Raw genomic sequence first — 12,009 nt, 5'->3', positions numbered from 1 at the left:
GCCCCGTCCTCTCGTTTAATCGTTCGCTTAAACGAGAGGACGGGAGAGGCATGGCGGAGTTTCCGACGCAGCCAGGGGCGGTAAGTGCGGGCTGGCTTGAGCAGGGGCTGAAAGCGGCCGGCGTGCTGGCGCCTGGCGCACGAATTACCGCTATCGAATGGCAGGCGATCGGCACCGGGCAGGTTGGCGACAGCGCCCGTTTCACGCTTACCTATGACCCACCGCAAGCCGGTCCGCGCACGGTGGCGGGAAAGTTTCCCGCGGCCGACCAGACCAGCCGGGGCACGGCCGCGGCCTTCGGGCTCTACGCCAAGGAAGTCGGCTTTTACCGCGAAATGCGCGGTCAGGCGGGTGCGCGCACGGCTGCGCCGCTGATCGCGATGATCGATGCGGACGGAGTCGATTTCGTCCTGATCTTCGAAGACCTCGGCCCGGCGCGGGGCGGCAACCAGCTCGATGGCTGCTCGCTTGAAGATGCGCGCCACGGCATCATCCAGGCCGCCGCGCTGCACGCCCCGACCTGGGGCGAGCGCGCGATTCTCGACTGCCCGTGGCTGCAACCGGTACCCGGCGTGGGCGAGCAGATCCGCATGCTCTATGGCGGCGCGCAGGACCTGTTCCGGGAGCGTTACGCCGACAGCCTCGAGCCCGAATACATGGCGCTGTGCGAAGGGCTGGCCGCGCACGCGGACCTGTGGTTCGGCCGCGATGTGCCGCCGCAATGCCTGATCCACGGCGATTTCCGGCTCGACAACATGCTGTTCGACATCAAGGGCGGGGCGGAACCGATCGCCGTGCTGGACTGGCAGACGGTGGCGCTGGGCAATGGCCTGACCGACATCGGCTATTTCCTGGGCTGCGGCATCGGCGCCGCCTTGCGCCGTGCGCATGAGGACGAGCTGCTCGACCTCTATTGCGCCGAAATGCAGCGCCGCGGGGTAGCACTGCGCCGCGACGACATCTGGGACGATTACCGTCTGGGTGCGCTCCACGGTGTCTCCACCGCCGTGTTCAGCGCCGCCTATGTCGAGCGGACCGAGCGCGGCGATGCCAACTTCCTGTCGATGGCGCGCGGCGCCTGCGATCTCGCGCTTGCATACGATTCCCTTGAGGCACTGCGAAAGGCCAGCTGACATGGTACTGACCAAAGGCGACGATTTTCCGTTGCACCAGACTCCTGAACCGGTCGCCTATGCCGGGACCGACCGCAATTTCTACGACCGCTATTTCTTCAACGGCTATGGCCCGGATGGCAGCGAATTCTTCGCGATCGCGCTGGGGATCTATCCGCACCTCAACGTCGCCGACGCGCACTTCTCGATCATTCGTGATGGAGTCCAGCACTGCGTCCACGCCAGCCGCGAGCTCGGGATGGAGCGGATGGACATGGCGGTCGGCCCGATCCGCATCGAGGTGCTGGAGCCACTGCAAAAGCTGCGCGTCACCGTAGACGGCGAGGGGATCAAGGCCGACCTGACCTTCACCGGCCGCGCCTTCCCGATCGAGGAGCCGCGCTTCATCCACCGCATCGGTCCGCGCACCTTCATGGACTATACCCGGATGACCCAGAACGGGCGCTATACCGGGTGGATCGAAGTGGACGGCGTGCGGCGGGACTGTGCACCGGGAACGACCGGAACGCGCGACCGCAGCTGGGGTGTGCGCCCGGTCGGCACCCGCGACGAGCAACCCCACGGCGAGGGCGTGATGCCGGGCTTCTTCTGGCAATGGACCCCGCTCAACTTTGCCGACCGCAGCGTGTTCTTCCACGCCAATGCCGATGCGGAAGGGCACATGTGGAACACCCGCGCGGTTATCGCGCCCGATGGCAGCGCCGCGGCGGGCCTGATCGAGACCGAGGGCCGGATGGCCGCGCCGCTGCTGGCGGAAACGCGCTGGCCCGATGGCGGAAGCCTGACGATCGACGGTGCCGATGGCCCGGAAACGCTGACATTCACCCCGCTGGGTAGGTTCCAGATGCGCGGGATCGGCTATACCTCGCCCAAGTGGAACCACGGCCTGTACCATGGCAGGCTGGTGGTCGAGCGCGAGGATTTCGGGATCGAGCAGTGCAGCCCCGGGGCGATGGACAATTTCCACGTCCAGTTGCCATGCAAGGTTGTCAGCGACCGCCACGGCGAAGGCGTGGGCGTGTTCGAACAGCTGATCATCGGTCCCTATCAGCCGATGGGCCTGACCGGCTTCATGGACTTGGGGTAAGGCGGGGGCACGCGGCCCCCGCTCACTTGCTACTTCAGCAGGGTGACGTGCCCGGTCTTGGTGTGCTTCATCTGCCCGCCGGTGAAAGTGATCGTCATCGCCCCGCTGGCGACAGCGCTGCCCGGGCTGGACAGGCCCGACTGGACCTTTTCGCCAAAGGTGGCGCCCTGGGTCTGTTTGGGCACGGTCATGTTGGTGCTCATGCGGGCCGGGGTCTGATCGATCCGCGCCCCTGCGGCGGCGGGGGCCGAACATTCGACTGTCGCGTCGGTGATCTCGAAGTCGCCCGCAGCAGTGCGCAGCGTTGCGTGGGCAATGTGCTTGCCTGGGCAGACCGAGCGCCATTCGGCCTCGATCTTCTGAAATGTCAGGGTCAGGTTGGAGACTTCACTGACGGTTGCCGCATAGGCGAGATCGGCGTGTCCATCGCCGTCGACGTCACCTGCAGCAACGTTGACACCGCCAGCCATCCGACCGCCCTTGCTGGTTGCGAGATCCCAGCTTGCCCGCGGCGTGCCGGCGGCAGCTGTTGCCGAGGGGGCTTCGGTCACCGCGGTCGCGCCGGTCGAGGCACGGGTCGGCGATTCGCGCAGCGACTGGGTGTTCTGCGAAGCCTGGGGGCGGCAGCATTTGTCGTAGGCGGCCTTGCCGGTTGCCATGCCGCTGGCCCGGTCGCGCGGGCTGGTCACGGTCGAGCACTGGCCGGCGTTGCATGCCCCGAACGACCAGCTTTCGACCGCCGCCTCGCCTTTGATGCTGTCGATTTCGAGAAGATAGTCCGACGACGCCGCATTGGCGGCAGAGGCTGCGGCAAGCGCAAAGCCGCTGCACAGGATTGCTGTAAGGTAACGCATGATACCCACTCCCACTGTTTGTTATGAGCGTATCATGCGCGCCCACTTGTGAACAGTTGGTTGGCGGGCCGTCTATCTGCGGTTCAGCCTGATATTGACCGTATCGTCGCTTGGCGCCGCGGTCAGACGTACTTTTCGCGCAGCTTGAGCAAGGCCATCGCCGCCTGCGCCGCTTCGCCGCCCTTGTCCTTCTGCTTCGGGTCGGCACGGACCAGCGCCTGCGCCTCGTTTTCGACGGTCAGGATGCCGTTGCCGATGGCGATCCCGTCCATGGTCAACGCCATGATCCCGCGCGCGCTTTCCCCGGCGACGATTTCGAAATGATAGGTCTCGCCGCGGATCACCACCCCGATCGCAACAAATCCGTCATAGCGCTGCGCCTGGTCGGCCAGGGCGATCGCGCCCGGGATTTCGAGCGCGCCGGGGACGGTGATAACCTCGACCTTGTGCCCAGCCTTCTCCAGCGCGGCGCGTGCGCCAGCCACCAGCATGTCGTTGAGGTGGTCGTAGAAACGCGCTTCGACAATCAGAAAATCAGCCATTATTCGCCTGCCGTTCCGTCAATGGGCCGCTCTCCGACGATCGACAGGCCATAGCCTTCGAGCCCGGCAAGGGTGTGGTGGGTGTTGGTGAGAAGGATCATATCGTGGACGCCCAGCTCGGCCAGGATTTGCGCGCCGACACCGTAGTCGCGCAGCTGCTCGACCTCGGGCGCACCGGCGCCCTTGCCCTGGGCGCGCAGCTGCATGAACCGGGTGACGATACCTTGCATCGGCTTGTTGATCAGCACCAGCACGCCGCTGCCGGCTTCGGCAATCATTTCCATCGACCGGGCGAGCAGGCCCGCGCGCTCGTTCTGTTCGCCGAAGACATCGACGAACATCGACATCGTGTGCATCCGCACCAGGGTGGGTTGATCGGGCGAGATGTGGCCCTTGACCAGCGCCATGGTCTCATCACCGGTAGCGGTGTTGAAGAAGGTGATCGCGGTCCAGCTGCCGCCCCAGCGACTGTCGAACTGCATTTCCGCGCGCTTTTCGACCAGGTGGTCGTGCTTGCGGCGATAGGCGATCAGATCGCGGATCGTGCCCATCTTCAGCCCGTGGCGACGGGCGAACGGCACCAGATCGTTCATCCGCGCCATGGTGCCGTCTTCGTTCATGATCTCGCAGATCACGCCTGACGGATTGAGCCCGGCAAGGCGTGCGATGTCGACCGAAGCCTCGGTATGCCCGGCGCGGACCAGTACACCGCCATCGCGGGCGATCAGCGGGAAGACGTGGCCGGGGGTGACGATATCCTGGCGGCCTTTGCTGGCATCGATCGCCACGGCGACGGTGCGGGCGCGGTCACCTGCGGAGATGCCGGTGGTGACGCCCTCACGCGCCTCGATCGACACCGTAAAGGCGGTTTCGTGGCGTGTCCCGTTGTTGCGGCTCATCAGTTCGAGGCCAAGGTGCTCGGTCCGCTCGCGGGTCAGGGTCAGGCAGACCAGGCCGCGGCCGTGGGTGGCCATGAAGTTGATCGCGTCTGGCGTCGCCATCTGCGCCGGGATCACCAGATCGCCCTCGTTCTCGCGGTCCTCGTCGTCGACCAGGATGAACATGCGACCGTTGCGGGCTTCCTCGATGATTTCCTCGATCGGGACCAGCACCGGGCTTTCGTCGCTGTCCCACAGGAACGCTTCGAGCTTGCGCAGCGTTTCGGCGGTGGGGTTCCAGTCGCCGTCGGTGCAGTCGCGCAGGGTGTTGGCATGAAGGCCGGCGGCGCGGGCAAGGCCGGCGCGCGACATCCCGCCATCGTGGACCAGGCGGCGGACGCGATCGATCAGTTCGGTGCTCATGACTCGGGCGCTATCACATCGCAGTGTGACGCTCAAGAGGCTATCACATTACAGTGATCAATCGCCCTTGAACTGCGGCGTGCGCTTTTCAAGGAAGGCATCGACCGCTTCTTCGTGATCGCCGGTGGCGTGGGCCACCGCCTGCATCGCTGCCGACATTTCCAGCACGGTACCAAGATCGCTGCGCCGCGCTTCCCACAGCAGGCGCTTGGTCATCCGCACCGCGAAGGGCGGGTTGGCGGCGATCCGGTCGGCCAGGGCACGCGCCGCGTCCATCAGTTCGGCGTCGGGCACCACGCGCGAAACCAGCCCGCAGGCGAGCGCTTCCTGCGCGTCGATCATGTCGCCGGTCAGCGACATTTCCGCCGCCTTGGCAAAGCCGACCACCCGCTGCAGCAGCCAGGCGCCGCCATCGCCGGGGATGATCCCCAGCTTGACGAAGCTTTCGGCAAATTTGGCGCTTTCGCCGGCAATGCGCAGATCGCACATGCAGGTCAGGTCAAGGCCCGCGCCGATCGCCGGGCCGTTGACTGCGGCGATCACTGGCACTTCCAGCGCAGCGAAAGCGACGGGCAGCTGCTGGATCCCGCGCTTGTAATTGCCCCGAGTGCGTGCCGGGAGGCCGCCATTGAGGCCCCCGGCATTGGGCTTCATCGCATTGATGTTGCCGCCCGAGCTGAACGCCTTGCCCGCCCCGGTCAGGATCGCGACGCGGACGGTGGGATCGGCCTCGATCCGCTGCAATACGGCGAGCAGGCCGTCGACCACCTCGGTATCGGAAATGGGGTTGCGCAGTTCAGGGCGGTTGATCGTCAGGGTGACCACGCCGTTGGGTGCGGCATCATACAGAACGGCGTCTTCCATCTCGGCTCTCTCCTTCGATCCTTGCCCCGCCTATAGCTGCAAGCGCACCGCTGTCGCGGGGAAATTTAGCCAATCAGGCGTTCCAGAAACCAGAAGCTTGCAACCGTCCCTATGCCATAGGCCAGCAGCAGCGTGGCTGGTCGCAACAGGCCGGGGGCGAAGCGCCGCAGACCTCCTATGACTGCAAGGACCACGGCAATTATCGCCAGCTGGCCAAGCTCCACCCCCAGATTGAACGTCAGCAGCGCGGTCGGCACATCGCCTTCGGGCAAGCCGATTTCGCGCAGTGCTCCGGCAAAGCCGAAGCCGTGGATCAGGCCGAAGCCAAAGGCGACCAGCCACGGGATCCGCTCCGGCAGACGCTGCGGGCCAGTGCCTTGCTTGACGATCTCGACCGCCAGAAAGACGATCGAGAGCGCGATCAATGCTTCGACCGGTGCCTGGGCCAGGCCGAACAGCCCCAGCGTCGTGCCCGCCAGGGTCAGCGAATGCGCCACGGTAAAGGCCGTCGCCGCGCGCACGGTCACGCCCAGCCGGCCGAGCAGCAAGACCAGCGCGATCACGAACAGCAGGTGGTCGTAGCCGGTCAGGATATGGTCGAAACCCAGCGCCAGATAGGTCCTTGCGACCTGCCACGTGTCGGGCACGGCGGTGATCGTGGCCAGCGGATGATCGCGGGTCAGGCGCACGGCCTGGACCGGCCGGCCGAGCGGGGCGACACGCAGCAGCGCGTCGGTGAAGGTCGCCTCCATCCCGGCAATGCCGACCTGCGCGTTGTCGAGCGGGCGGGTGCAGGTGACCGCCATCGCCGCGACCACCGCGCCGCCCTCGATCCGCGACTGGGCCGGGCCGGTGCTGCAGAAGGCGGGCAGGGCCGGGCGGGCGCGGGTCGCCAGCCCGCCCAGGATCGGAGCCTTCCAGATCATCTGCCAATGCGCGGCATCGCGCTGGGTCAGCTCGAGATAGCCCGGTCGCAATTCATCGGCGCGTGCGGGATTGGCCAGCGCCAGCCAGGTTACCAGCCATGCCGCCAGCCAGCGCCAGGTCATTTGGGCATTTCGATCTTGACGTCATAGCCATCGAGGATGCGGCGATAGGCGGCATCCTCGGCCCGGCGCCGGGCATCGGCGCGCCAGTCGTTTTCCAGCGCCTGACGCACGTCGGCGAGGCGCGGTTTGGCATCGGCCGAGCGCGCGGTGACGCGGACCAGGTGCAGGCCGATCGCCGATACGACGGGGCCGCTCCATTGGCCCTGCGGCAGCCGGCGCAAGGCGGTGACAAAGTCATCACCCAGCAGGCCGGCCACTTCGCTGGCCGGCGTGGCGGTAAAGGCAGCAGGTATCGGGACGGGCTGGGCAAAGTGCACGGGATCGCCGCCGCGATTCAGCTCTGGCAGCGCTGCCTTGGCAGCAGCGCGCACCCTATCTGTGTCCGGGCCGAGATAGACCTGCGCAAAGCTGAAGCGGGTCTCTGGGGCATACCGCGCCTTATCCTTGTCGAGCAGCGCCTGAAGCTGCGCATCGCTTGGCGTCGCCGCCTCGGCTTCGCTGGTGGAAAGCGCGATCAACTTGTTGCGCATCCGCCGCACGACGACATCGTCGTCCTTGTCGAGCCCGAGCCGCAGCGCCTCGCGGTAATAGGCCTGGTCGCGGACATAGTCGGCGATCAGGCCGTCAAGTTCGGCGGGGCTGGGCGGGCGGCGGTAATTCTCGTTCCAGCGCGCGGCGAGCTGGGTGACCAGCGCTTCATTGACCACGATGCGGCGCTCGCCCAGGTCAGGCGCGCGCCCGGCCAGCAGCGCGTAGACAACTGCGCCCGCCAGCAGGAAGTGCACCAGGGGTTCGCGCAGCAGGTTTGCCGCGCGGCTGCGCCATGTCATGGGGGTCCGGTCCTCAGGCCGCAGGCGTATACCAGATCGGCGAGCTGTAGGCCCGTTCCTGCGCCTTTACCCGTACGTCGGGACCAAGCTGGATCTTGAAGCGCAGCGCGTCATACGCCGGCCAGCTCGGCGTCGGGATTTCCAGAACGCGCAGGTAATAGAAAGCGCGGACCTTGGGATCGAATTCCGGATCGGACCAGACGGTCGACAAGGTCGGCGCGCCGATGGTGTTGGTGTAGCTCGCCCTGGCGACGTCGACCGTGTCGCCCACCGCGGGGACCTTGCCCCCCGCCGCCTTGCGCTTGTCCATGTCGCTCCACACCACGTCGAAGACCTTTTCGTGCAGGGTGCCGCCGGCATCGACCCAGCCCTTGACCACCTGGACCCGGTCGAGGTTGGCACCGTCGGGGTCTTTCAGCGCCGAAACGATAAAGCTGGGCTTGCCCTGCTTGCCCGCAGGCAGGCTGCCGCCCATCGGCACGCCCCTGGTGTAACCGGCCTTGACCCAGTCGCTCTTGAGGTCGCCGCCGGTGAAGTCCCACCCACCGAAAAAGCGCACGGTCATCCGCGGGCCGGTGGTGGCATAGACCTCGCGCCGGGCCAGGGCGTCCCATATCGCCGCGCGGGTGTTGGCCTTGGCCCAGACCCCGGCATAGCCCCCGGCGAGGTACTGCCAGCCGAACCGGCCCAGCGTGGTCCCCAGCGACTGCGACGACATCGCGCGGCGCGCGCTCGGCTCGTTGCCCGAATGCTTGCCGAAGAAATAGTTCTCGTCGCCGGTCGAAAGCGAGGTGTGGCTATCGGTCGATCCGATCATCCCGAACTTGTAGGGATTGACCCCCAGCTTCTGTTCCAGCGCCAGCCCGCGCTTCAGCGCCTCGCGGACATATTCCGCCGCATACATGTCGGGCCGCTTGGCTTCGGTCAGCATCAGGTTGCCGATGTCCCACCCGGCGGTGCCATAACCGGCAAACTCGTCGTTGGGCGAAAGGAACGGATGGGCTTCGCTGTCACCCTTGATCTGGGTGACTTCGACCACCGGCTCGTGATCGGCGCGACGCTTGGCCCAGGCGGCAGTCATCGGCTTGCCGCTGCCGTCGGTCATCATGAACATCAGGCCGTTCGACACGTTGGAATTGTGCGGGATCGCCAGTACCTTGCCGCCAGTCTTGGCCTGGTAGGCATCCATGTAGTCCCACAGCTTGTCCGGGGTCAGTTCGTTGGTCGGATCGAGCGGGTCGATCTGGCTGACCTTGTCCTTGCCGTCGCGGAAGATGACGTTGCGGTGCAGGTTATTGCCGCCTTGCATCAGGGTATATTCGAAGCCCAGCATGGCGGTGAACTTGCCCGGCTGGTTATAGCGTTCGACGGTGTCGATCGAACTGTTCCAGACATTGTGGGTGCGCTCGGCCGAAGCCTTGGGATCGCGGAACTGTTCGGGCAGGGTGCCCTTGGCCCGTGCGGCGAGTATCTCGGCCATAGCGGCAACCGACTGTTCGGGGCCTTCGTGCATCATGTCGTACCAGCGCAGCACCTGCGGATCGCGGATCAGCAGCCGCGGCGCATTGTACAGCGCCATGGTCGATCCCATGCCCTCGGCATGATCGGTGATGACCAGAAAGTCGAGCGGACGGGCCAGCTTGGCCTTGATCCCGGTTGAACTGGTGACTTCTTCTCCCTGGGCAAAGCGCAGCGCGTCTTCCGGGCCAAGGCGATTGCCGAAGCCGAAGGCGTCGACCGAATTGGCGGTGTGAAGGTGGGTATCGCCCCAATAGACCCGCTCGGGATAGGCGGTCTCGGACACATCGGCCGGTTTGCCGCCGCCAAGGGCTTTGCCGACCTTGTCGCAGCCCGCCAGCGTGGTTCCCGCCAGCAACAGCGCCGCCACCAGTGCGCGTGTCTTCATCATCCGATCCCCTCCCGTGCCGATCCGTTGCCTTCGGCAATGCGTTACCATGCCACGCCGCCGCGCCGCGTCAACCGCCTGTGCAAAGGCGCTTTGCGATTCTTAATCGAACGATTAAACGGGTGGGGAAAGGGAGAGAATCATTCATGTCGATCCTCTATGACGAAGGCCAGCAAGCCATCGCCACCGAATCGCGCCGCGTGCTGGATTCGCGCATGGCCAAGGAGCGTCTGCTCAAATTGCTCGAGCAGGTCGGCCAGGCCGACCAGCCGTTCTGGGACACCGCGGTAGAACAGGGCTGGACAGCGCTGGCGATCCCCGAAGCGTTCGGCGGACTGGGCCTGACCCTGGTAGAGATGGGGCTGGTCGCGCAGGCCGCGGGCGCCGCGACGTCCGGTGCGCCGTTCCTGACCAGTGGCTATGGCATGTCGAGCGCGCTGCTTGGCAGCGGCAAGGCCGATCTGCAGCAGGGCTGGCTTCCGCGCCTTGCCGCGGGTGAGATCACCGCAGCGGTGGCCTTTGCCGAGGGTACCGCGATCCTGCCGCAGCATTCCGCTGTGAGCTATGCCAATGGCGCGCTGACAGGCACCAAACCGGCAGTGGTTGGCGGTGCGAGCGCCGACGTCGCGCTGGTCTGGGCGCAGGGCGGCGCCGGACCGGTCCTGGCCGTGGCAGAGCTTGCCGGGGTGGCCCGTCAGGCAGTCGATAGCTATGACAACACCCGGCTCCACGCCGACCTGACCTTCGCCGGCACTCCGGCACAGGTGCTGGCCGAAGGCGACGCGGCCCACGCCCTGGCGCTCGACGTGCTGGCCCGCATGGCCGTTGTCACCGCGCACGAGCAGGTCGGCGGGGCCGAGGCGTTGCTGACTATTGCCCGCGACTATTCGATCACCCGCAAGGCCTTTGGCCAGTCGATCGGGGCGTTCCAGTCGATCAAGCATCGCATCGCCGAAATGTACGGGCTGGTCGAGATCGCCCGCGCCAATTGCATCCATGCGGCGGCGAGCGAAGGTGCGGCGGATTTCCTGATTGCCGCCGCCGACGCGCGGATTTCGGCGACCGAGGCTTATGATACCAATGCCCGCGACTGCATGCAGATCCACGGCGGGATCGGGGTGACCTGGGAGCTTGGGCTTCACCTCCACATGCGCCGGGCGCGCAGCCTTGCTGCAGAGCAGGGGAACCTGCTGTTTTGGGAAGACCTGCTGGTCAATGAGCTTACTGGAGAAAAGGCATGAGCGAGATCGAAGCCTTCCGCGCCAAGGCGCGCACCTTCCTTGACAGCATGGCCCCGAAATATGCCCGTGCCGCGCGGCAGGGCAACACGGTCGAACAGGACCTCGCGCTGGGCCGCGAATACATGGCGGCCCGCTATGACGCCGGGTTCGGCGGGATCAACTGGTCGCCCGATGTCGGCGGCCAGGGTCTGTCCAACATGCACAAGATCGCCTTCGATGCGGAGGAAATGCAGTACGGCATGCCGGTGCAGTTCTTCGGGATTTCGCTGGGCATGCCGGTGCCGATCCTGATCGCCTATTGCCAGGACAAGGACTTCGTAAAGGAGCGCGTGAAGAAGGCGCTGCGCGGCGAGGAAATCTGGTGCCAGATGTTCTCCGAACCCTCGGGCGGATCGGACTTGGCGGCGCTGCGCACCAAGGTCGAGCCCGACGGCAACGGCTGGCGGATGAACGGCCAGAAGATCTGGACCAGCTGGGCGCAGTACTGCGATTACGGGGTGATCGTCACCCGCAGCGACCCGACGGTTGAGAAGCACAAGGGGCTGACCTACTTCTGGATCGACATGCGCTCCAAGGGCGTCGAAGTGCGCCCGATCAAGTTGGCCGGCGGTGACAGCCACGTCAACGAAGTGTTCTTCGACGACGTTCGCCTGGAAGACGAACAGCGCCTTGGCGCGGTTGGCGGCGGGTTTGGTGTGGCGCTGCACACGCTGATGATCGAACGCTATATCGCCACCGACAGCGCCGGCTTCGGGCCGCATCTCGACGAGTTCGTCAAGCTGGCGCAGGAAACCGACCTCAACGGCAGCCCGGCGATCAAGGACGGCCGGATTCGTTCGGCCATTGCCCGCAACCACGCGATGCGCGCCGGGCTCGATTCGATCACCAAGCGTGCCTTCCTGATGATGCAGGCCGGGATGCAGCCGGGGCCGGAAGGGTCCTTGCAGAAGCTGGTCGCTGTGCGCAGCCGCCAGAAGCTGTCGGAAATGGCGATGGACCTCAAGGGCAACGAAAGCTTCGCCTTCGATCCCCATGCCTATGTCAAGACCGACTGGGGCACCAGCTGGCTCAATGCCCCGACCGGGCGCATCGCCGGCGGGTCTGACGAAGTGCTGCTCAACACCATCGCCGAAAAGGTGCTGGGGCTGCCGCAGGACTATCGCCCGGACAAGGGTGTTCCGTTCAACCAGATCCCGGCGTAA

The 12,009-nt window shown here is 65.9% G+C and carries 11 protein-coding genes; 4 read left to right on the top strand and 7 right to left on the bottom strand.

Going from position 1 to position 12,009, the window contains the following annotated elements:
* Positions 1–50: 50 nt before the first annotated feature.
* A complete protein-coding gene (locus ACFFF7_RS07735; RefSeq protein ID WP_379480792.1) occupies positions 51–1,133 on the top strand; it encodes a phosphotransferase in 1,083 nt (360 codons plus the stop codon).
* 1 nt (position 1,134) lies between these two features.
* Entirely contained in the window at positions 1,135–2,220 is a 1,086-nt protein-coding gene (locus ACFFF7_RS07730) for an Rv3169 family protein (protein ID WP_379480791.1), read from the top strand.
* 29 nt (positions 2,221–2,249) lie between these two features.
* On the opposite strand, the gene ACFFF7_RS07725 is transcribed toward ACFFF7_RS07730, so the two are convergent.
* The 7 genes from ACFFF7_RS07725 to ACFFF7_RS07695 all read right to left on the bottom strand — a co-directional run bounded on the left by ACFFF7_RS07725 (position 2,250) and on the right by ACFFF7_RS07695 (position 9,566).
* Positions 2,250–3,074, bottom strand: a complete 825-nt coding sequence (locus ACFFF7_RS07725) for an FG-GAP repeat protein (protein ID WP_379480790.1) — start codon at positions 3,072–3,074, stop codon at positions 2,250–2,252.
* Between the two features lie 122 nt (positions 3,075–3,196).
* On the bottom strand, positions 3,197–3,616 hold the full coding sequence (ribH, locus tag ACFFF7_RS07720; protein ID WP_379480789.1) for a 6,7-dimethyl-8-ribityllumazine synthase: 420 nt from the start codon (positions 3,614–3,616) through the stop codon (positions 3,197–3,199).
* The gene (gene ribB, locus ACFFF7_RS07715) at positions 3,616–4,917 is read right to left on the bottom strand and encodes a 3,4-dihydroxy-2-butanone-4-phosphate synthase (protein WP_379480788.1); all 1,302 of its coding nucleotides are present in this window, start codon (positions 4,915–4,917) and stop codon (positions 3,616–3,618) included. Before ribB ends, ribH begins: the two co-directional genes overlap by 1 nt.
* 57 nt (positions 4,918–4,974) lie before the next feature.
* Positions 4,975–5,781, bottom strand: coding sequence for a crotonase/enoyl-CoA hydratase family protein (locus ACFFF7_RS07710; protein WP_379480787.1), 807 nt, complete (start codon positions 5,779–5,781; stop codon positions 4,975–4,977).
* Between the two features lie 65 nt (positions 5,782–5,846).
* On the bottom strand, positions 5,847–6,830 hold the full coding sequence (locus ACFFF7_RS07705) for a HupE/UreJ family protein (protein WP_379480786.1): 984 nt from the start codon (positions 6,828–6,830) through the stop codon (positions 5,847–5,849).
* Complete coding sequence (locus ACFFF7_RS07700; RefSeq protein ID WP_379480785.1) at positions 6,827–7,660, bottom strand: peptidylprolyl isomerase; 834 nt, start codon at positions 7,658–7,660, stop codon at positions 6,827–6,829. Before ACFFF7_RS07700 ends, ACFFF7_RS07705 begins: the two co-directional genes overlap by 4 nt.
* Before the next feature lie 13 nt (positions 7,661–7,673).
* Positions 7,674–9,566: a DUF3604 domain-containing protein gene (locus ACFFF7_RS07695; RefSeq protein ID WP_379480784.1), complete on the bottom strand. Its 1,893-nt coding sequence runs from the start codon at positions 9,564–9,566 to the stop codon at positions 7,674–7,676.
* A 146-nt stretch (positions 9,567–9,712) separates the two neighbouring features.
* On the opposite strand from ACFFF7_RS07695, the gene ACFFF7_RS07690 reads away from it, so the two are divergent.
* Both ACFFF7_RS07690 and ACFFF7_RS07685 read left to right on the top strand, forming a co-directional pair.
* The gene (locus tag ACFFF7_RS07690) at positions 9,713–10,807 is read left to right on the top strand and encodes an acyl-CoA dehydrogenase family protein (protein ID WP_379480783.1); all 1,095 of its coding nucleotides are present in this window, start codon (positions 9,713–9,715) and stop codon (positions 10,805–10,807) included.
* Positions 10,804–12,009 carry an acyl-CoA dehydrogenase family protein gene (locus tag ACFFF7_RS07685; protein WP_379480782.1) on the top strand — a complete coding sequence of 402 codons (1,206 nt, stop codon included), beginning with the start codon at positions 10,804–10,806 and terminating at the stop codon, positions 12,007–12,009. Before ACFFF7_RS07690 ends, ACFFF7_RS07685 begins: the two co-directional genes overlap by 4 nt.

Source organism: Novosphingobium aquiterrae (genome assembly GCF_042434435.1).
Taxonomy (GTDB): Bacteria; Pseudomonadota; Alphaproteobacteria; order Sphingomonadales; family Sphingomonadaceae; genus Novosphingobium; species Novosphingobium aquiterrae.
Note: the sequence above shows the minus strand (reverse complement) of the source record. Positions and strands in the feature narration are given on the sequence as shown.